This window comes from Bacteroides sp. L10-4, from assembly GCF_013373675.1.
Taxonomy (GTDB): Bacteria; Bacteroidota; Bacteroidia; order Bacteroidales; family Bacteroidaceae; genus Bacteroides; species Bacteroides muris.
In genome coordinates, this window is record NZ_JABXJH010000026.1 from 1 (window position 1) to 22,354 (window position 22,354).

Genomic DNA, 22,354 nt, shown 5'->3' on the forward strand with positions numbered 1-22,354 from the left:
TGTTGAAAGTATGAGCCGATTTCTAACAACAAATAGAAATATTGAGTTGCTTGAGCCGTATGAGGGGAAACTCTCACGTACGGTTCTTAGGGGAGAAGGGGGCAGCAATGCCCTTGACTTACCCGATGTGCAAAAGCAGGGCGACTTCTTCGTGGAGTCACCTATCATTCTGTTTGCCAGTATTATCTGGTATCTCAAAATCTATCAGAACGGGAAGTTTTGCACGTTTCCCCATGCTATCGAGTTTCTGAACCGCCGTTACGAGGATATATTTCCGATACTGACCTCTTATCCGGAGCTGGAGAACTACCTTTCGCCGTTCATGGATGCGTGGCTTGGAGGGGCTGCGGAGCAGCTCATGGGTCAGATAGCGTCGGCAAAAATCCCGCTTTCGAGGATGATTTCACCGCAGCTCTACTGGGTGATGTCAGACAGCGAGTTTACGCTGGACATCAACAATCCCGAAGAGCCGAAAATCCTCTGCGTGGGTAACAATCCCGACCGTCAGAATATCTACGGTGCGGCACTCGGTCTGTATAATTCCCGTATCGTGAAGCTCATCAACAAGAAGGGGATGCTGAAGTCATCGGTCATCATCGACGAGTTGCCCACAATATACTTCAAAGGGTTGGACAATCTTATAGCTACCGCCCGAAGCAACAAGGTTGCCGTGTGTCTGGGCTTTCAGGATTTCAGCCAGTTAGTGCGTGACTACGGGGACAAAGAGGCGAAAGTGGTGATGAACACTGTCGGCAATATTTTCTCCGGTCAGGTGGTGGGGGAAACAGCCAAGACGCTCTCCGAGCGGTTCGGTAAGGTGTTGCAGAAACGGCAGTCCATCTCCATCAACCGGCAGGATGTTTCCACCTCCATCAACACGCAGATGGACGCGCTCATTCCACCGAGTAAGATTTCCGGGCTTACGCAGGGAATGTTTGTCGGTTCTGTATCCGACAACTTCAACGAGCGTATCGAGCAGAAGATTTTTCATTGCGAGATTGTGGTGGATGCCGAAAAGGTGAAACGGGAAGAAAGTGCCTACAAGAAAATTCCCGTCATTACAAACTTCACGGACGAGGACGGCAACGACCGCATGAAGGAAACGGTGCAGGCGAACTACCGGCGCATCAAGGAAGAGGTGAAGCAGATTGTGCAGGAGGAACTGGAGCGTATCAAAAACGATCCGGTGCTGTGTAAACTGCTACCAGATAATGAGACTGTCTAACAAGTCCCCAAAATTGAAAATTATCCCTATCGAAGTTTGAAGTGACCCCCAAAAGTTGGATACAATTTTTTTGGGGGGCACTTCAGTTCTGACGGGTAAAATCGTAAAATTCGGACTTGTTAGACAAATACTTACGCGGTTTCAACCTCAGGTACTGAATCTATCGAATTGACAAATTTAACCAATTGCGGATCTGAATCTTTTTGTATGAGGTTTCGGAGACTCTTTTTCAATTCATAAGCATCATCCCCTGCTGTATTTATTAAATCCATATAAAAATCTTTGTTTTGCAGAATCAATGAACGGCATGCCCCATCGGAAATTACAGGTTTCACTATTTTATCAATAACGTCTCCAGCTTGACTTTTCAAATTACCATGCGATCTAAGCCATGTTTCGAAAAATTGAAACTTTATTGCATTGATAGTCTTTTTACCGATGCAGAAATCATTTCTTATATCGGTAACTGTCGATTTAATTTTTCGTTTATCCAATCTTTCAACTATATTCTTGAAACAATTAGGGAAAGGATTCAAACTTTGAGTTCCAGAAGCAATATCCATCAGAATCTTTTTGCCAAATTCAGTCAAGTTATCTGGCAAGGATTTGATTTTAGCCAGTAAATGTTTTATTGCGACAAACCAATAATATGATGTATGTGCTGTTCTTTGGGCGTATAATGTATCAACACTTATTTCAGACAACGCTTCGAACGCTATTTTATTGATATGATCGGTCAGGACATTGCTTATTTTAGTGGTCAAATCGTAAAAAGATGCGTCAGGAATTACATCTTTAATATTGTTCTTAGTGATATACTTATCCAAATCGGTATTCCACTCTGCTAAATGCTCGATAAATACCTCATCCGTTACACCTATTCTGTTCTTAATATCTTCAAATTGGGGCAATATGTCTGAGAGCAATAATTTATAGCCAAGTTTATGATTTACCATGTATTGTAGTGTTTCATTTAATAGCGGTATATTCCATCCCACACTATTTACTAATAAGTCTCCATGATCCACATAATAGTCCATGAGTTCTGCAACATATTTTATATCTCCACCCTCTATTAAGGAAACGGAATGACCATGTGCCAATTGCATGGCGACTAAATCGTAATATCCAGACTCTTTAATGTTTCGGCCATCAGTTTCTAATTCAGAATGCAACTGATTTATGTAGGTTGAATCTAACGTTACAGGTAAAGGTCTTTCTTCGTCAGATGCCAATAAACGATAGGTTGTAAATATAGCCCCTATATTATCTTTATTTACATTCTGTTCATCAATGCAATTCGTGATCGCTTGCAAAAGCGTTGGAAACGTATAGGTAGAATTATCTTTTAACGTTTTTACAATATCTGCATGGTCGAAATTATCGGGTAGTAAGTTTGCCAAATAATTATCGAGCGCCTCCGAATTTGTTGCTACTTGATAATATTTATATGCTTTAGTTGTCGCGTTATCCCGATAGGCAGCATCTGTTGCATTTGCAGCTTGAATATAATCGATAAATGTATTTGGCTTGACTGTTTTTGCTTCAATCAATGACGTAAAATCGCACGCCAACTTATTTTGCGCAATAAACCTGTCTATTGCATCTAACGTTTTGAAATAGTCGCCGCCATTGAAGTCATTGAACCGAACTATCTTCTTATATAATTGAGCAATCACATGGTTTTGGCTTTCCGTGTCTAAATGCAACAGCAGTTCTTGGTATTCGACAGGGAACACCTGCTTCTCTATGGATTCTTTTAATTTCAATTGTGCTATTCTTTGCCATACACGCAGAATAACATCGCTCTTTCGAGTTAATTTATGCAAACAATGTATAATCTTATCGATAAGCGCATTGTCCATACATTGTATAACTTCTTCTAATACAGTGTCAAATTGTTTATTAGTCTCTGCATATTGATTTATGTCGTGGTCTTCTTCTCCGTTGATGCAGCCTTCAATATATTTTTTCAATGGAATTTGTCGAGCATCTTCAACATCGACACCATATACCAAAGCTGCAATTTCGCGTTGTGTTTGCAGATCATTGTTAATTATTGTTTGAATGCCATTCAGATAGTCGCCGGACAATATTTGTTCTACTGGATTTGCCAGAATATCCGTCTTCTTCAAACAGAACAATGCTATGTTTATCATCAAAATTTCGTTACACCACTCTTGTTTAAGAGCGACCATCTCATTGATATATGATATAATTTCCCTAACATTGGCATTAGGATTTACCAATCTGAATATCCGATTTATAGTTTCTTTCGCTTCATTTTCTGTTTCTCCAAATGCTTCAACAAACAGTTTGTTGAATATACTTCGATAGTCGGTAATAACAGGAGGAGCAACACGATAAACAATAGGGAAAGTTTTATTGATAAAATACTTGGTCAGTTGTTTCGTTTGTTCGTCGGTCTCATCTCCGAATGCACAAGCTAAATGTGTTTCATCGAAAGGAATAACAGCCCAAACATTTTCAAAACCGCTATCGGCGAAGAACGTATGGATAGAAGACCATAATTCTTTTACTTTTTCAGCGGGGAGACGATCCATGTTGTCAAAAACAAGGACTAATTTACGTTGTCCTTTTTCCTTGATAAAATCAGAAATGTCTTGCATCCATGTTTTGAACTCGTAAACCGTTGGTTCGTCTTCGCTCAAAGTCTCATAGCAAACGTCCTTTTCGACTTTATCTTGATAAATAGCTAACATATAACTCCATCCATATTTATGATCTTTGCTATATGCCCATTTCCAAACGCACAATGCAATAAGAACTGGCAGTGCAGCTATGATAATAGACAATAAAGAAAACCACCATGTTGTGGGTGTAGGTTTTACTGCATACGCAATAAATGTAAATATCGGAGTTAAAACTGCAACCAAAAATGCCGCAACCATACCATTACTGATAAGGGGATATTTTTCGGTTACGGTCTCCGTTTTACGGGCTAATAAATATTTCAGCTTTTCAGACCATGATACGGTTTTCGTACCTCCACCTTTGACTTTTATTGTTGCATTTCCAGATAGGATACCATCATCAATAAGTTTGCTTGTAAGCAATTCCAATATAGAGCGGCGTTGCAAGTCCTCTTGATGTCCCCATGCGTCATACTCAAAAAAGTAATAGTCGTCTGATAATTCACGTTCCAACATTTTAACCACGTTGGATTTTCCAGATCCCCAAATACCTTCGATGCCGATAATTCGAGGTAAAGTACATTCCTCATCCAATGAATCATTCTGACAAAAATGGCGAGCAATAGTTTTTGCCAACCTTTCTTGCGAACCTCCATCGAATTTGTCAATACCACACGGTTTATTTTGGATAAACCGCGGATATTGCTGTTTGGATTGTAGTTTTGTTTCCATATACGTAATTTATTGATTATACGAACTCCAAATAATTCTCCCGATTTACCACATGAAACTCGGCATAGGGATAGGCTTCTTGGAAGGCTTTCGGTGCGGCCGGCATTTTATTTCCCCACTTGAACTCCAAGGCGGTAAGACTGTCGGCACTCTCCTCAATCAGGTCGATTTCCTGTTTGTCGTAGGTGCGCCAGAAATAGAACTCCCTGTGCAGTCCCTCATTGAAGTTCGCTTTGCGCCGCTCTCCGATGATGTAGTTCTCCCACAGCGCACCGACATCCTGCCGAATGGCCAGCGGTGAGAAAGCCCCGATAATGGCATTGCGAATGCCGTTGTCGTAGAAGTACCACTTGCCAGCTTTTGTAACCTCCTTGCGTAGGTTACGCGAATAAGCCCCCAGACGATAGATAACGAAGACCTTTTCCAATAGGTCGAGGTATTTTTCAACGGTCGTCTTGCTCATGCCGAGTTGTTTACCTAACTCTTCGTAAGAAACTTCGCTGCCCAACTGAAAAGCTATCAATCGCAGTAGATCGCGCATCTTGCTCGAATTTTTTAAGCCGTCAATTGCTAAGATATCTTTAAGCAGGTATGCACCGACAATATCACGTAGGTAGTCTGTTTTACGTTCATAGTTCTCCATCATTACTACTTCGGGATAGGAACCGTAAATCAAGCGCGCTTCGAGGTTCTGGCGGGTTTCAAGTGCCGTTTCCGTCTGTGCGATTTCCCGTTGCGAGAATGGTGTAAGGAGAAATTGCGTACTGCGGCCGACCAACGGTTCACCAGTCTTATTCAGCAAATCGAATGACGAAGAACCACTTGCCAAGACACTTATTCCCGGTATTTCATCAACTATCAACTTCAGAATACTACCGATTTGTGGTATGTTCTGTGCCTCATCAATAGCCAGCAAATCAATACCATCCAATAAATGCCGATAATTGGCTATTGAGCGATTCTCCAATAGTGCTAATGTGTCGTAGTCTTCGCCGTTGAGCATCATCGTCCTACCTGAATAGTTGTCCACAATTTTACGCATCATTACCGTTTTACCAACACGGCGAGCACCAAAAATCAGTACTGCTTTATTGGGCGCGATTCGTGCTGTAATCTTCTCTTGAAGTATTCTATTTACTGTTTCCATACCTTATAAAATATAATGCAAAGATAATCATATTTTTTTAATTGGCGAATTTTACAAAAAAAACGGGCTATTAAATGGCGATTTTTACAACCACAATCTTATGGAAGTTGTTTCATTGTTTTTAGTAATGATATATGTTCATACTATGATGACTCAATAATTTACCAGACATACGTTTCTGAAATTTGTCCTTATAGGAATGAAAAACTCACATATATTGTGCTAATTAATATATAATTAAATGAAAATAAAAAGACAGGATACGAGTATTCCTGTCTTCTCATATGTAATGGATATTTTTTTATTTTCTCATCCGCTCCAACTCCTCATCACGCAACATTCTCTCGTTCAGTTTTTCCTGCATCCTGTCAATGAAATAGGTGCGGCTTTCGTTCTTCCGGCGTTTGATATCAGTGTAGAAGCGGTAGCAGTCTTTAGAATCAACCCCGAATATCTTATAGAGAAGTGGGGCGAGCTGTTTGAGCGGCATATTGCCGTTGTTGATGCAGCCCATCACGTCTATGCCGTAGATAAGTTCCACGAGGTCGATGGCATTGCCCGTCCATTGAAGAAGGCTGGCGGTGGTTTCTGTTGCGTTGTTGGCGGATATTAGTGGTGGCACTTGGGGCGTGGCAAGGAATTTCTGCATCTTTCTTACGAAAGACAGAGCCTTGCTGACGTAGGCGGCAATCTCTCTTTTTTCTTCTGACAGATTACGTACGGGATGGTGCTGCAACTCGATTTCGATGTAGGCAAGCGCGATGACGGTAAGGTTCATGTCCATGCCGCCGTTGCACAGTTCGATCACTTGGGTGGCGAAAGCCGTGTATGCCGTTTCCATATTGCAGTCGCCGGCTTCGTTTATCAGGCGGAAAAAGTCGGTTTCCGCCAGCAAGAAATAATTCATGGTTCTGTCAATTTTGAAAATTACACTTTGTTTTCTGCGTGCGCACATGAATATAATTGGCAAAAAACGCGGCAGAAAATAAAAAATCCAACACTCAATTTTACAAAGTGCTGGATTTCAGAGGTATAAAATTCAGTATTTTTTCACAAGGACAAATTATCTCCGACTTAAATTGTTTGTAATCGGAACATTTATTCTATTCCTGAAAATAGAAATGTATGCTTGCCGCACATTTTGGCTATCTTGCTTTTTTATCAAGGATATAGATAATGCGACATACACCGTTGGGATAGCTTTTCAAAGAGGAAAGCGTCCAGTGTTGCTCTGGCAGAGCCGACTTAAAAAAATGTCGTCCGCTTCCGGATATGAAAGGAACGGTGTATAGTATGATTTCATCCACAGCGTGCATCCGCAGCAGTCCGTTTATATAGTCTGCCGTGTCCGGTGTGGCTTCCGCGAGGTAACGGATGTTTGTGCAGTCTTTTCTCCATTCGTGCAGCATTGAAATGGAATAGTCCGGTGTCACACGGTAAAAGGCTTTCTTCCTGATTTCATCAAGACCGCAACGGTCAAGGCACAAATCCTGATGTGCTTTATCATATAACTCTGAAGAAAGACATCCGTCCATCGTCAGTACGGCGAGAATCTGAACTTTACCCATAATCGTTTCCTTTCGTTAGGCAAGGGTAAAAAAGTAGCGTGCAATTCACACTACCTTCAAGCGATGGCTCTGGTAAAGCCTTTACGGAGAGTACGTGAATGCACGCTATGCGTAAGCATAGCATAAGCATCACGCAATCGTCTCCGTAGTTCCAATTTACCAGATTTTCGCTTGAAACGCCTTGCGGTCTTATCCTATATGTTGGCGGCGAAAAGCTCCTGCCAATCGCCGTTTTTCTCAAATGTTATGCAAAGATAGCCAAATTCAGTGAATTACGGGCTATGATTGCTTGAATTTATATTTAAGTCCATACTCTTCAAGTTTGCTGTATAGTGTTGTCCTGCCTATGCCGAGCAGTTCTGCGGCGACACTCCGGTTGCCGTTTGCCTGTTTCAACGCACGCAATATCCGCTCCTTATCCTCCGCGTCATTGCGCAAGGCGAAGCTGACAGTAGAGGTCGGTTTCGTCACGGCAAGTTCCAGATGCTCTTTCATGACAACACCTTCCTGCGCCTGCAATACAGCACCCATAACTTTCTGCCGAAGTTCCCGCACGTTGCCCGGCCATGCGTGTGTCAGCAACGCTTTACGTGCTTCGGAACTGAACCCGCTCACGCTACACTCCAGCTCTCTGTTTGCCATATCACGGAAGAACTCTGCCAGCGGCATAATGTCTTCTTGACAGTCACGCAACGGAGGAACGGTTATCCCGAAGTCGTGCAGGCGGTACAGAAGATCCTGCCGAAAACGCTTTTCATTCACCGATACCTCCAAATCTTCATTGGTAGCAGCGATGATGCGGACATTGAAATTCCGGTCTGCCTTGTCTCCGACCGGGCGATACCGCCTCTCCTGTATGGCACGGAGCAACATCTGTTGGGTTTCCAACGCGAGGTTTCCTACCTCGTCCAGAAACAACGTGCCGCCTTCCGCCTCATGGAAATATCCTTTCTTGGCATTGTCCGCACCTGTAAATGCACCTTTGACGTGTCCGAAGAAAGCCGACGGTGCAAGCTCTTTGGAGAGTGAACCGCAGTCCACCGCCACAAATGGCTTGCCTGCACGTTTGCTCTTGTCATGCAACAGGTGGGCAATATGCTCCTTGCCCGTGCCGTTCTCACCAAATATCATCACGCTCATATCGGTGGCGGCTACCAGCCTTATGCGGTGCATGATTTTCTGAAAGGCGGAACCTTCACGGGCGAATATAGGCATACGGCGTTGTCCTGCCTGACGTTCTTTCAGTATGGAACGGATCAGGGGGACAAGTTTATCCTCCACAAGCTGTTTGGGAATATAGTCTATCGAGCCGAGTTTCATGCTTTCCACGGCGGTATTAACTTCGGCGTAGTCGGTCATAATGATGAAGGGCTGCATCTTTCCCTCCTTTCGCATCCAGCACAAAAGGTCTATGCCACTGCCGTCAGGCAGACGCAGGTCGGCAACCACGATATCATTATCTGTTGCCTGTTGCAGATGTTTCTTCGCGGTTGAGAGGTGGTAAGCCTTCATATTGCGGTAGCCCTCCCGTGACAGCATATTGCAGACATATTCGCAATACACGATGTTGTCTTCCACCACAATTATTTTTGTCTTATTCATCTTCGTATTTTCTCCTTTCCTCTTCTGCCAACCGTATTATTTCCACTCCCTTATCCAGCACGGCAGTCACGGCATGGCTTAACGCTTCACCATCCGGGAGAGCATCGCCACGAAGCAATCCGTAAAGTACATTCAGCGGTTGGTCGGCACGGAGCACCTCCCACGAACTGCGCAGGTGGTGGATCAGGGAATCCAGCTTTTGCAGGTCTTTTTCTTTTGCTGCATCCCGTACCGCCTGCATTTCCTTTTCTGTTTCAGTTATCAACTTTTCCAGCATGACGGCTTCATTGCCATAGGACAATAAGGCGGAAAAGTCCGGTTTCCCGTCCGGTGTCGCTTTTATGGCACACCTGTCGGAAACCTCCATCAGTTCCGATATGGAGAACGGTTTGAACAGGCATCCGGCAAAGCCTTTTGCCAATAGTTCCCCTTTGTTACAACTGCCCGAAGCGGTTGCCACAACCACCGGGATTGTTGGTGAATTGCCCACGTTGGACGAACGCAACAGTTCCAGCAATTCGAAACCGTTTATATCGGGCATATTCAAGTCTGTCAGCAACAGGCTGTATTCTTTCTGGCGTATCATTTCCATCAGTGCCGCAGCATCGGTGCAAGTGTCGCAGTGTATTCCTTCTTGGGAATACATCTCTTTCTGCATCAGAAGTAATACCTCATCATTGTCAATGGCGACAACATCATGGAATTTATTGTTATGATAAACAGGTGTATTGCTTGTATATCCAAGCTGTTCTTCAGCTTCCTGCATAGAAATTTCAACTGTGAAACGACTGCCTTTCCCTTTCTTGCTGTCTAAACGGATTGTTCCGCCAAGCATCGACACAATATTACGCATTATGGCAAGCCCAAGCCCGAAACCCTCCTTTGCGGCGGCATTTGATAGACGTTCAAACGCACCGAACGCTTGTTTCTGTTCCTCTTCTGTCATGCCTGTACCTGTATCTTCAACGACCAGTGTCAGAACTCCATTATCATATTCAGTAATCAAAGAAACACCGCCTTCTTCTGTGAACTTGACAGCGTTTGACAGCAGGTTATTCCCGATTTGTATTATTCGCTCTTTGTCGGTCAATACAATGGCATCGTGTCCAGTCTTCACGGACAAGGACAGCCCTTTGTTCACGGCAACAGGCATGAACTCCGTTTCAAGTGTGTGCGTGATTGCTGAAATCCGGCAGGGTGACAGACGGGGCTGTTCCTTGCCGTTGTCCAGGCGGAAGAAGTCAAGCAAAGTGTTAAGCATATCCCGCATACGGTCGGAGGATTGCAGTATGTTTTGGATATACTGCCCGGACTTATCCTCACACTGTTCTTTCCGTATCAGTCCGGCATAGCCTGTTATTGCTGTCAGCGGTGTGCGCAGTTCATGGGTGATAGTATGTACCGCCTTCTTCCTTGACGTTATCAGTGCCTCGTTCCGTTGTACGGATTGTTCCAGTTGCCTTATCAAATCAGTTGTCTTGTGCTTGTATTGTTTAATGCTTTTTGCATCACGATGTATGATGATGTAGGAAATTAACAACAATAGAAGAACGAATCCCATTAAACCGCCTACTTGCATAAATGACTTTTCACGCATGGCAACTATTTCGTTTTCCCGGCTTTGCAGTTCGGTTTGTACCTTTTCTTCTATTTGGCAAATCAATTCTTGCAGTTGTCTGTTAAGTTCTGCATTACGAGCTGCAAGGCTGTCGGCTTGTTCCGACAATTGGCGATCCTGCACTTTCTGTTCGCTGATTACGTTTCTATTGACCGAATGAAGGATAGTGGTTGATACTGCTGGAGTTACTTCCTTTTTTTTGCCGAATATGCCTAAGAAACCTTTTCGTTTTGGCTTTTTGGACTGTTCCTGCACACTTTTCTGTACAATAACCGGAATTTGATTGGCTATCTTCTTGTTAATAGATTGTTGTTCATCCATTAACCGGACTATCTGGAACATCTGTCGTTCCTTATCCTCTAAAAGACTGCGCACACTATCGATGCGCTCTGCTGGATAGGTGGCCTTGAAACGGCAGAGCATACTGTCCATTGCCATACGCCGTGCATGGTAATGCTCGATATCTTTATCGTTCCATTCCAGTATTGTTTCACCCAATAGAGAAAATTTTATCATTTGAATATTGATATTGTTTATTTCTTTTCGGAGCTCGTCTATTTTTTTATTGCCAAGTTCTAATGCTTCTATCTCCTGCCATTCATAGAGGCTATTATATGCCATACATCCGATAAGAATGGAGATAAGTATATATCCCAACCGTATTGCCTTATAGAAATTTCCTGACCGCTCCATTATTTTAATGACATTGATTTTTGGAACATGAATAAAAGTTTATCTTTTTCGTTCATGCGGATATTATCAGAATAACCGTCTTTTGTTATTTGATACCCACATGGCTTAACCATAAAAATGCCTAAGCCCTTAGTGTACGAACTTACTTCTGAGGCATAGTCTTTACTTGTATTTAATGGAACTTTCCCTTTAATATGACACCACTCATTATTACAACTGATGTCTTCAATCTCAGACATCAGTTTTTGCAAATCTGTAATAGCTTTGGAACTCGCTACTTGGGGTATCTGCAACTCAAAACAGAGCATCGGTTCGAGAATGTCCACACCTGACTGTTGCAAAGCCAGCCTGAAGACATAAGGGGTCAGCTGTCTGAAATCAGCAGGTGTACTTACCGGGCTATAATACTCGGCTTGAGTAAAAGTTACTTTCAGATCTGTCACTTCCCATCCATGTAAACCAGATTGGCAAGACATACGAATCCCTTCAAAAACGGCATTTTGAAAAGAATGGTTCAGATAACCATAGGAGATGTCACTTTCGATTTGCAACCCTGCCCCTAACGGTAAGGGTTCAAGAGTCAGCCCTATTGTGGCCCAGTAAGGGTTGGGTGGTACTTCGATCTGAATAATCTTATTGACCTTTTTTATAGGTCGTTCTTTGTAGATAGTCTTGATCTCATCAAAATGGACCTTTACGGAAAATCGTTCTTCCAGCAATGTCTGTATGATTTCCTTTTGGGTCAAACCATATAACGAGATTTCCAATTCATCACTATATGAGTTTATGGAAAAGGACAAAGACGGGTCTTCAATCCACAATGTATTCAGAGCGGATATCACCTTGCTTCTCTCTTCGGGCTTATTTGGCCGGACGGAGGATTTGAGAGCGGGATGCTGATGAGATAATCCTTGAATCAAACAAGGTTTAGCACCTAAATAATCTCCGATTCGAAAATCTTCTATATCTTCTACAATCGCGATATCATTGGCACCCACTTCATCAACATTTATCTCTCTGCCCTGATAAATAGTCTTTAGATTTTTAATCTTGATGAATTTTTCCGAATCGTTGATTCTTACAACGTCTCGAAGTCTCAGACTTCCGTCAATTATTTTAAGAAAACTTCTTTTATGCCCTTTGGGGTCATGCTCTATCTTATAGAGATAAGCTGAAAGTCTGTTTGAGACTGATGCCGGAGGAAGTATAAAAGAAGAAATGGCGTCCAACAACTCATTGATACCGATATTGAACATTGCTGATCCATGTAGCACCGGATAGACTTTGGCTTTTGCCACAAGAGCGATTATCGTATTCCAATAATCAGCCGGTGAAATTTCGCTATCCGCCAAATATCGTTCTAATATATCGTCGTCATGGTTGCATACAAATTCTTTGTATTCTTCCTTTATATATGTTTGGGAGCAAACCGGATAAACCGATCCATCGACAACAGTTTGCATAAACAGGACATCTTGCGACAGATTTGTTTTTATATCCATATACAAACGCTCCAAATTCACACCGGCACGGTCAATCTTATTGATAAATATAATTGTCGGGATTTGCAGCTTTTGTAAAGTACTGAACAGCAACTTTGTCTGCGCTTGTATGCCTTCCTTTGCGGATAAGATGAGGACTGCTCCATCAAGCATTTTGAATGTCCGCTCCACTTCCGCAATAAAATCCATGTGTCCCGGAGTGTCAATGATATTGCATTTCACTCCATTCCAGATAATAGATGTCGTAGAAGCCCGGACAGTAATTCCTCTACGTTTCTCTATATCCATAGAGTCCGTTATGGTGTCACCATTATCCACACGGCCGCACTTTTCCGTTGCTCCACTGGCAAACAGCAGATTCTCGGTTACGGAAGTTTTTCCTGCATCAATGTGAGCAAGAATTCCTAAATTTATAATATTCATTTGGATTAAGCAATAATATACTACAGTAGATGCATTGTCGAAACGCACCTTTTAATACCTCCTCGTAGCATATGAGAACTACAGGATTACTAACTCGTATTAATATGTATATTATTACTGCCGCATAACGATTACAAAATTACACAAAAAAATATATCTAACAAAAGTGGGAGGATTTTTTAACTTTTTACCATAGACATTTTATTAGGGAAGCGTAGGTTCAACTGGCAAGTACAAATAAGTAGAAATGTTTGAACAACACCGTTTTAGGAAGTTGAAAAATCAAGTTTCTCTCTCGGTATAGCGTTTATTTTGGCCAATATCTTCTTTAGTTTAGCATTTGTGTATTTCCCATTCGTGTTCTATTTAGCTCCTTATTATGAGTATGTAGCAAGTTACTTATCAAATTCAGCCTCTTTGAGGGTCAAATATGGTTTTGCAAATGGTGACTGACAAGACATAAACAAGGTCAGCAGGAATTTTTTACATAAATGGACATGAATGTATATAACCTAAAATAAGAATAAATTTTAATAAGGGCTGCCCAAAAAGAAAAAAATGCAGTTGCCATCCTATAGATACTTGCAGAAAGGATAAAATTTACTTTTAGACCTTTTGGGATAGCCCTTATTAATACTTCAGATAAAATTCCTTAGGTTATATTTTCAATCCTTTGGACCGGGTTTCCTCCTTGGCATACAGTCCCGGACGCCCGATTATGACATGGTTGGCAACGATACTATCCGCCGGACTGCGTATCTGCGGCGGTGCATTTTCGGGATATTGCGCCTGCCTGTTCCTCACATCTTCCGCTTCCGGCTTGAGCTGTTGCCCTTCATTCTCCTTTTCTGCGACTTCGGGCGTGGGTGGCGCAAGCTCCAGCTGAATTTTTCGGTCAAGGGCGGCAAGTTCGGACTTCAACTGCTTCAGCTCGTCCTCCTTCTTCCACACCTTACCCGCTATCTCCTGTAACTGCGGTATCTCCATCTCCAGCACCTCGTTCTTCGCCTTGTACTGGTCGATGATGGAGGGTATCCTCTCCATCGCGTTGAGGAAGTTGCGGGCGGCGGCCAACGGGTCAGCCATCGCCAGATGCCCGTTGTTGTAGGTGTACTTGTAGTTCCCCTCGACCACGAAGCGGTTGTCGGTGAACTCCAATCCCTCTTTGAGTATCCTTTCGCTCACCACCTTTATCGGAAAACCGTAAAGTTCACCGACCTGCGTGTACAACCCTCCGGTCGTGGCATTCTTGGCTATCTCCTGCAAACGCTTTCCGATGACCTTCTCATCGGCGGAATCCACTCCGTCCACCTTTATTATATTAAGGCGGTTGCCCTCCTTGTCGGTCTGCACCACCGACAGGAAGCGGTTCCAGTCCTCCGTCATGGCATCTATGAAAGCCGTGTTGTTGCGCAACTCGCCGGTCTTTGACTCCAGCTTGAACTCCGAATCACGCTTGCCCTTGTTGAACGACTTGCGTTCCCCTTCGAGCGATGCGATCCGCTTTTCCAGTTTCGCCTTGTCCAACAGGTCGGTATTGCCGGAGAGCAACGCCATGTATTCCGAGAAATTCATGCCCGATTTTTCGTCCATTGCCCCCTCGTCGATGGTACGCGCACCCATCGCACCGCTTTTGAGCTGGCTTATGAAAGTCTGCTTGCAGTGCAGGAGGTTGAACTTGTAGCTGTCCAGTGACTTCTCCACCGCGTAGATGATTACATCCACGTTGTTCCCGGCGAAATGTTTGGCAATCTCATTACCTGCCCTAACTCCGCGTCCGTCACGCTGTTGCAAGTCGGACGGTCGCCACGGCGTATCGAGATGATGGATAGCCACACACCGTTTCTGGGCGTTCACACCCGTTCCGAGCATAGAGGTAGAGCCGAACAGCACACGCACCGTCCCGGCGTTCATGGCGTCTATCACCGCCTTCCGCGCCTTGTCGGTCTTGCACTCCTGAATGAAGCGCACCTCGCTTGGCGGTATACCGTAGTCCTCCGTCAGTTTGCGCTTGATTTCCGAATAGACGTTCCACCCGTCGCCCGGCTGGTATGTCCCCAAATCAGAGAAAACGAACTGCGTGCCTTTCTGGGCGTCGTATTTTTGATAATACTCCGCGATCATCTTGGCACAGTGACTCGCTTTGTTGTCGGGATGATCTTCGTAATTCGGGTCTATCATGCGCATGTCGAGTGCCATTTTCCGGGCATAGTCCGTGGCGATGAGCATCTTCGCCTTTTCTTCCGTTTCCGAAAGCGGCAGCCTGCCCAACAAGGTGGCATCGCCCGTCTTGGCGAACTGCATCAGTTTCTGTATGAAGTCCTCCTGTTCCGGCGTGGGCGGTATATGGTGCAGTATCTCGTTCTTGGCAGGACGGTCAACGCCCACATCCTCCGCCGTGCGGTAGTCCGTGATTTCATTATAGAAGGCGGCAAGCTCCGGCACTTTGATGAAGTAGCGGAAACGCTCCTTCTGGACCACATTGTTCGTCACGTTAAATTCAAAATCCGTCGTCTTCTTGGCAAATATCGCCGCCCAAGCGTCGAAACACCTTATGTCCTGCCGTTCCAGCTCCTTCGGGCGCAGGTACTTGAACAGCAGGTACAATTCAGTCAGTGAGTTGCTGATAGTCGTGCCGGAGAGGAAGGTCGCACCCAAGTCTTTTCCTGTGCGCTCCTGTATGGTGCGTATGGCAAAGAGCATGTTAAGTGCCTTCTGGCTTCCCTCGCTGTTTCCCAATCCCGCCACACGGTCGTGGCGCGTGTTGAAAGTCAGATTCTTGAACTGGTGGCTCTCATCTATGAAGATGTGGTCGATGCCCATCTGCTTGAAATCCACCACGTCGTCCGTGCGTGACTTTATGGCGTGTTCCACCTTCTCCAGCTTCGCTTCAAGGTTGTGCTTGCGCTTCTCCAATCCTTTCAGCATCGCCCGCGACACGTTCTTTCCCTGCTGCCGTAGCACTTCGAGGTTTTCCTCCACCGTGTCAAGCTCTGCTTGCAGGATGCGCTGCTGCAATTCCGGCGACTGCGGTATCTTGCCGAACTGGTCGTGCGACATGATGACGCAATCGTAGTCGTTGTTCTTTATATTATTGAAGAAGCGCACACGGTTGGCGGTCGAAAAGTCCTTCTCCGAAGCGTACAGAATACGTGCGTTGGGATATGCCGCCTGATAGGTGGCTGCAATCTCCGCAACGTTGGCTTTCAGCCCGATAATCATCGGCTTGTGTGCCAAATTCAGACGCTTCATCTCATGCGCGGCGATGCACATTATCAGCGTCTTACCGGTTCCCACCTCGTGGTCGCAAATTCCGCCGCCGTTCTGTTTCAACATCCAGACGCAATCCATCTGTGAGGGATAGACGCTCTTGATACCCCGGCTTGCCAGCCCTTTCAGGTTGAGGTCGGGAAAGGTCTGATGGGAGCCGTCGTAGCGCGGGCGCACGAAACAGTTGAACTTGCGGTTATACATCGTCACAAGCCGCTCCTTGAACTGCGGCGACTGCTCTTCGAGCCATTCGGAGAAGCCGTTTCGTATCTCGTCAATCTTGGCGTTGGCGAGTTGTATTCCCTCGCTGTCGCGCATCTTGATGTCGTTGCCATGCTCGTCCTTGCCGATGGACTTCATCATGTCAGGGCAGGTGTTGTGCAGGGCGTGTTTTAGGAGGTGCATACCGTCATAGTTCCGGTAATACCCCTTCACCAGAAACTCGTCCGTGATTTTCATGGTGCGGTAGCCGCACACCACCGAAAACTCGTCCATGCTTGCGGAATAGGCGATTTTCACCTCCGTGTCGAACAGCCGGCTCATGTAGGCGGCATAGACACCCGTCGGAATCCAGCGTTCCCCGAAATTGAAGTCCAGATCCTCGAAGGCGATGCGCTGCGGCTCGGCATCTTTCAGAGCCTCCAACGCCTGCTTCACCTCCGGCATACGCTCATTTTCGGGATTGTCACCCATCCATGCCTCTATGCGTTCCGCTTTCTCTATGACATTTCCGGCGATGAAACGGTCTTTGATTTCGTAACCGGTCACGAGCGGATTGTAGTAGATGCGCCCTTGCAGGGCAGTGAGCAAATCCTCCGCCGTGCTGTCGGTTATCTCCCGCATATAGTCGAGATTGACCGTACCATATTTGTTGAGCGACGCAGACAGGGCTTCTTCGGGAGAGCCTACGTTGGCATGGCTCTCCACCGCGAAGGAAACAGGATGCTCGAAGATGTCCGCCTTGACGAACTTTCCGTTTTCCATCCGTTCCAGCGAAAGGATGTCGCGCCCGCCCGCATCCATCATCACTAACTTCACGTTCTGCTTGGCGTTGAGGTTGCCGTAGCGCATGACAAACTCATCGTAACAGGTATTCAGATGCTCTCGCCACGGAACATTTGCCTCGCGCCGGAGCGATTCATAACGGTACAGACGCTCGTAGGCGTCACGCAGCGACACATACAACAACGCCTTTTCCTTCTGGTATCCTTTCAGGTCGAGCGGCTGGAATGTCGCCCCGTATGGCGTGATGTCTTTCAGGTAGCCGATGTTATGACGCCCCCGGTCAGCCACCAGCGACCCTTCGCGCAGGTGCATCTCCGGCGTGCGGTGGTAGGCACGCGGAGAAAGGTCCACGACTTCCTCCTTCGGCTTTTCCGCTTCGATGTCGGGGAAAAGGAAAGTCCCCACCGCTTCCGATGGGGTATCTGTAACGGCAGGTGCGGCGACTGCCTCCGGCTGTGTTTCCTCCTGTCGTGGCTGCTCACGGGAAGTTTCCGGCACGGCTTTCACTTCCGTCTTTTCCGCCACTTGTTTCTCGTTATGCTGCCTTGCCAGTTCCCGAAGTTCTTTCCTACGCTCCGGCGTCAAACCCATCATCATTTCATAGAAACCGTTGATGGGAGGATTGGTATCCCAGTCCAGTGTGGCATAGATGTCGTCCGGGTCGGCAGGCTTGGCGGTGTTCTCCGCTTTCACCTCCTTATTCTCCATTGCGGGTTTTGCAGTTGGAGCTGTCGGTGTAACCGTGACTTTCGGTTTGGGCGGAGTGGACTTTGCCGTAACTGCCTTTTTCACCGTCTTTTTCTTTTTGGAGGTTTTCGGTTGGCTGACCTCTTCCGTCATCCCCCAGAGGTCAAGCAGGGTGAGCTGCACGCCTGCGGAATATTGCGGGCGCGGTTCTATCTCCGGCTTTTCATCTGCGGGTTGCGGCTTTTCTGTCGGAGTTTCCACCGTCTGCGCCGAGGATACTGTTTCCAATTTTATGGCAGGACGCTCTACTTTATTTTGAACGGCAACTTTTTCTTCCGTTCCTGCCTGCCGGATTGAACCCGAATACAAGCGCATGGCAAGCCTGTAATGGAAATCCTCGTCGAGCATACGGCGCAAATCCCCGGCGATGCCTGCTGCCTTGCCCTCGTGCAGATAAACCATAGCGGGCTTCCCGTAGGGGTCTGTGTCAAGTTTCGCCATCGTATGCACGATGCGTTCCGGGTGGTGGATGAAATAGGCGTTGTCGGTCAGGGCGGTTTTCGTGTCCGTCTGTATCACGGTCATCAGCCGCTCGTCCTGCGACATTTCCTTCTTGCTGAGGTTCTTTTGCAGGACAATCAGGTCACTGCCCACCTCCGTGCCCGCGTTGTCCGTGAACAGGTTGTTGGGCAGGCGTATCGCGGATACCAGATTGGCCTGACTGAACAGCTCGTTACGCACGGAGGTCTTGGTGCTATTCAATACCCCTTGCGAGGTGATGAACGCCACGATACCGCCGTCACGCACGGCATCCAGTCCTTTGAGAAAGAAATAGTTGTGGATGGTTTTCTGGGCGGAGCGTCTGCCGAAAGAGTCGCTCCGCTGAAACTCCGCGTCGAACACGGCAATGTCACCGAACGGAATGTTGGACACCGCCAAGTCGAAATAATTGTTGAACGGTCTTTCGATTTTCTCAAAACCGCAGGTGCGCATTTTCTGGTCGGGATAGAGATGCCTCAAGATTGTACCCGTGAGCAGATCCTTCTCGAAAGCCATCACATCCGCATTGGGGCTGTGCCGCAGCATGGAATCCACGAACACGCCGACACCTGCCGACGGTTCGAGCATACGGGCGGGGCGGACGCTGTAATCTGCCAGCACGTCCGCGATGGTGTCGGTTATCTCTTTGGGGGTGTAGAAAGCGGTCAGCACGGACGCTTTCAGCGAATCCACAAACCGCTTGTACTCTGTTTCGTCCTTGCTGTTCTCACGGATAAGCCTGTGCAGCTCCACCGTCGGGGCGAACAGTTCGAGGTCGGATTTCGCCCACCGGACGGCATCCGTCAGTTCCTTTGCAGGGTTGAGGATACATTTCAGACCGCCGAAACCGCAGTACCTTTGAAGTATGGCACGCTCTTCGGTTGTCGCTGTCCTATTTTCCCTGTCAAGGATGAATGCCGTCCGTATCGCCTCGATGTTGTCCCGCAGTTTCTGTTTGCGGTTAAACGCCATATTCGTCTAAGTAAAGGACGGTTGCTCCCGTCAGCTCCGTGTAGAGCAGGTCGTAATCGGAAGACAGGGCGAAATTGTCATCCGAGAGGTCATAGACGGAGAACACGTTGCCGACAAGCGGCAGCAGTTTCAGGACAAAGGCTTCACGCTTCTCTTCCGGCACTTCATCGGCAAACTCGTTTTCCACGACTTCGCGGAGGATGGCGTAACGGGAATAATGCAGCCCGCGCAGCAGCGTGTCCATCGCCAGTTCCTGCGCACCATCGGCGGGATAGCCTTCAAGCCGTGCCCTCTCATACGTTTCGGCGGCACGGTCGGCCCGTTCCCGTATGAAAGCGGTGTCGTCAGCCTGTTCAAACTTGTTCGTGCGGAGATAGTCCAGCAGGTACAGACCGTAATAGGAAAAGTCGGTCTGACCCTCGTTTTTCTTCTTGTTGTTCATTACTTTGGATTTAGCGGATTGATAATTAACGGGATAATCGGTTGGAAAAAGGAAGAAAAAGGCACTCGGTATCCCTCCGAGTGCCACCACTAAATCCAAAGTATGAGTGTAATCCGGTATCGAAGAACAATTCATTACTCTGAACAAGTGGCAAAGTTAATACTATTTCTTCCGTCCTGAAAATTTCTTGTCCTTTTTAGCCTCCGGGAACACAAAAGTCGTGTTATATTCCCCGTCAAAGGCGACAACAGCATCGAAACTCTTGCCCTGTTTGCTCTTGAACCCTTTGAGCAGCTTGGTATGCCCTTCGGTGAGCAGGTCTTTGATTTCATCGTCGGACAGGGTGCGTCCCGCTTTCAGCCGGAACACGGGCAGTCCGCACTCCGTGTTGTCGCAGCGTACCACCTTGCCGTAGAACCGCATCCTGCCCGTGCCACACTTGGGACACGCGCAGCCGGAGTCACGGCTGCCGAAGAGCTTGTCGCACGAGATCAGTTCGGAGGTTATCTCACGTGTGTACGCCTCTATCTCCTTGCGGAAGGTGTCGTCGGACAGTTCCCCGCGCTCGATACGCGCCAGCTCCTTTTCCCATTCGCCCGTCATGGCAACATCGGCGATGCGCATCGTCTTGACGACGGAATTGAGGGCAAGTCCTTTTTCGGTGGGAACAAGCGACTTCTTGCAGCGTTCCATGTAACCGCGCTTGAAAAGCGTTTCGATGATGGAGGCGCGTGTGGCGGGAGTACCGATGCCACAGTCCTTCATCGCCTGCCGCAGTGCGTCGTCCTCAATTTCCTTGCCCGCCGTTTCCATTGCCGAGAGCAGGGTGGCTTCGGTATGCAGCGGCTTGGGTTTGGTCTTTCCTTCGGTAATGGACGAGCCTTTCGGTGTCAGCGTGTCGCCTTCCTGCCAGCCGGGGATGGTAATTTCCTCTTTTTCCTCGCCATAGACGGCACGCCATCCGGTTTGCTTCACGACGCTGCCTTTTACGGTAAACTCCACTCCGGCACATTCCGCCGTGACAGTGGTCACATCCTTGACGCATTTCTCAGAGAATGCCTCGACCATGCGCCCGGCAATCATCTGATAGATGGTATTGTCCTCTTTGGAGAGGAAGAGCGGTTTCTCACCCGTGACGAGCAGGGCATGGTGGTCTGTCACCTTGCCGTCGTCCACGCTGCGGCGTGTCGGGGCGGCTTTTGCCCGCACCTTGTCTTTCCATTCGGGCTGTGTGCCGATGAAAGCGAGCAGTTTGGGAATTTCGGCAAACACGTCTTCGGGGATGTAGCGGCTTCCCGTTCTCGGATAGGTTATCAACTTCTTTTCGTAGAGTTTCTGCGCGATTTCAAGCGTCTGTTCCGCCGTGAAGCCGTGCTTGGCGTTGGCTTCTTTCTGGAGCGTGGTCAGGTCGTAGAGCAAGGGAGTTTCCTCCGTCTTCTCCTTGCGCTCGGCTTTCGTGACAGTGGCGCAACCTGCCGCCTTTACCTTATTATATAGTTCCATCGCCGGTTCTTTCTCTTTCCATTTCTCGGAGGATGAGAATTTCACGACTTCGCCGTCGCAACCGTCCGTTGCGATATGGAGCTGCCAGAATGCTTCGGACGTAAAGCGGCGGTTCTCCCAGTAGCGTTCACATACCATAGCCAACGTTGGTGTCTGCACCCGCCCCACGGAATACGTGCCGTGTCCGGCGGCGATGGATAACGCCTGTGTGCCGTTGATGCCCACGAGCCAGTCGGATTCGCTCCGCGCTTTGGCGGCGAGGTAGAGGTTGTCGTATTTGCTGCCGTCTTCGAGTTTCCGCAGTCCCTCGCGGATAGCTTTGTCGGTGAGAGAGCTGATCCACAGGCGCACGAAAGGAGTGGTGCAACCCGTATAGTGGTAGAGGTAGCGGAAGATAAGCTCTCCCTCGCGTCCGGCATCGGTCGCCACGATGATATGTTCGCTTGTGTCGAACAGTCTTTTGATGACTTTTATCTGCGACACCACGCCGCTGTCGGGCTTGTAACCTTTCTCCGTCCTGACCTGACGGGGGACGAGCGTGAATGTGTCGGGAATAATCGGGAGGTTGTCACGGACAAATCCGCGCACGCCGTAGCCGTCGGGCATGGCAAGCTGAACGAGGTGTCCGAATGCCCATGTCACGGCATAACCGCCTCCCTCGAAATATCCTTCCTCTCTCTTTGTCGCGCCCACGATGCGGGCGATTTCACGTGCCACGGAGGGCTTTTCTGCAATGATTGTCTTCATGTCTTCTTCTTTTTTGTTGATACT

Annotated in this window: 11 protein-coding genes; 1 reads left to right on the forward strand and 10 read right to left on the reverse strand. The window is 47.1% G+C overall.

Going from position 1 to position 22,354, the window contains the following annotated elements; genetic code table 11:
• The first annotated feature begins 10 nt into the window (after positions 1-10).
• Positions 11-1,225, forward strand: a complete 1,215-nt coding sequence (locus HU824_RS09990) for a TraM recognition domain-containing protein (protein ID WP_080693086.1) — start codon at positions 11-13, stop codon at positions 1,223-1,225.
• A 131-nt stretch (positions 1,226-1,356) separates the two neighbouring features.
• Here HU824_RS09990 and HU824_RS09995 read toward each other — a convergent pair whose 3' ends face one another.
• The 10 genes from HU824_RS09995 to topB form a co-directional block, all read right to left on the reverse strand.
• Complete coding sequence (locus HU824_RS09995; RefSeq protein ID WP_004291481.1) at positions 1,357-4,611, reverse strand: P-loop NTPase fold protein; 3,255 nt, start codon at positions 4,609-4,611, stop codon at positions 1,357-1,359.
• A gap of 16 nt (positions 4,612-4,627) precedes the next feature.
• On the reverse strand, positions 4,628-5,758 hold the full coding sequence (locus HU824_RS10000; protein ID WP_004291480.1) for an ATP-binding protein: 1,131 nt from the start codon (positions 5,756-5,758) through the stop codon (positions 4,628-4,630).
• 301 nt (positions 5,759-6,059) lie between these two features.
• Positions 6,060-6,665 (reverse strand): RteC domain-containing protein, encoded by a 606-nt coding sequence (locus HU824_RS10005; RefSeq protein ID WP_004304269.1) that lies wholly within the window; start codon positions 6,663-6,665, stop codon positions 6,060-6,062.
• 238 nt (positions 6,666-6,903) lie between these two features.
• A complete protein-coding gene (locus HU824_RS10010; protein WP_004291474.1) occupies positions 6,904-7,326 on the reverse strand; it encodes a dihydrofolate reductase family protein in 423 nt (140 codons plus the stop codon).
• A 279-nt stretch (positions 7,327-7,605) separates the two neighbouring features.
• Entirely contained in the window at positions 7,606-8,928 is a 1,323-nt protein-coding gene (locus HU824_RS10015; protein ID WP_004291471.1) for a sigma-54 dependent transcriptional regulator, read from the reverse strand.
• Positions 8,921-11,239, reverse strand: a complete 2,319-nt coding sequence (locus HU824_RS10020; RefSeq protein WP_176468743.1) for an ATP-binding protein — start codon at positions 11,237-11,239, stop codon at positions 8,921-8,923. Before HU824_RS10020 ends, HU824_RS10015 begins: the two co-directional genes overlap by 8 nt.
• Positions 11,239-13,164 carry a tetracycline resistance ribosomal protection protein Tet(Q) gene (gene tet(Q), locus HU824_RS10025; protein WP_004291466.1) on the reverse strand — a complete coding sequence of 642 codons (1,926 nt, stop codon included), beginning with the start codon at positions 13,162-13,164 and terminating at the stop codon, positions 11,239-11,241. The genes HU824_RS10020 and tet(Q) overlap by 1 nt, the downstream gene beginning before the upstream one ends.
• A gap of 657 nt (positions 13,165-13,821) precedes the next feature.
• Positions 13,822-19,638 (reverse strand): N-6 DNA methylase, encoded by a 5,817-nt coding sequence (locus HU824_RS10030; protein ID WP_004291462.1) that lies wholly within the window; start codon positions 19,636-19,638, stop codon positions 13,822-13,824.
• Entirely contained in the window at positions 19,628-20,080 is a 453-nt protein-coding gene (locus tag HU824_RS10035) for a DUF1896 domain-containing protein (RefSeq protein ID WP_004304266.1), read from the reverse strand. The genes HU824_RS10030 and HU824_RS10035 overlap by 11 nt, the downstream gene beginning before the upstream one ends.
• 162 nt (positions 20,081-20,242) lie before the next feature.
• The gene (topB, locus tag HU824_RS10040) at positions 20,243-22,330 is read right to left on the reverse strand and encodes a type IA DNA topoisomerase (protein WP_004291456.1); all 2,088 of its coding nucleotides are present in this window, start codon (positions 22,328-22,330) and stop codon (positions 20,243-20,245) included.
• Positions 22,331-22,354: the final 24 nt, after the last annotated feature.

Bases quoted from the DNA above. Each gene is read 5' to 3' on its own strand.
- HU824_RS09995 (WP_004291481.1), bottom strand. From the start codon at position 4,611: ATGGAAACAAAACTACAATCCAAACAGCAATATCCGCGGTTTATCCAA.
- HU824_RS10020 (WP_176468743.1), bottom strand. From the start codon at position 11,239: ATGGAGCGGTCAGGAAATTTCTATAAGGCAATACGGTTGGGATATATA.
- HU824_RS10035 (WP_004304266.1), bottom strand. From the start codon at position 20,080: ATGAACAACAAGAAGAAAAACGAGGGTCAGACCGACTTTTCCTATTAC.
- topB (WP_004291456.1), bottom strand. From the start codon at position 22,330: ATGAAGACAATCATTGCAGAAAAGCCCTCCGTGGCACGTGAAATCGCC.
- HU824_RS10010 (WP_004291474.1), bottom strand. From the start codon at position 7,326: ATGGGTAAAGTTCAGATTCTCGCCGTACTGACGATGGACGGATGTCTT.
- HU824_RS10005 (WP_004304269.1), bottom strand. From the start codon at position 6,665: ATGAATTATTTCTTGCTGGCGGAAACCGACTTTTTCCGCCTGATAAAC.
- HU824_RS09990 (WP_080693086.1), top strand. From the start codon at position 11: ATGAGCCGATTTCTAACAACAAATAGAAATATTGAGTTGCTTGAGCCG.
- HU824_RS10030 (WP_004291462.1), bottom strand. From the start codon at position 19,638: ATGGCGTTTAACCGCAAACAGAAACTGCGGGACAACATCGAGGCGATA.
- HU824_RS10015 (WP_004291471.1), bottom strand. From the start codon at position 8,928: ATGAATAAGACAAAAATAATTGTGGTGGAAGACAACATCGTGTATTGC.
- HU824_RS10000 (WP_004291480.1), bottom strand. From the start codon at position 5,758: ATGGAAACAGTAAATAGAATACTTCAAGAGAAGATTACAGCACGAATC.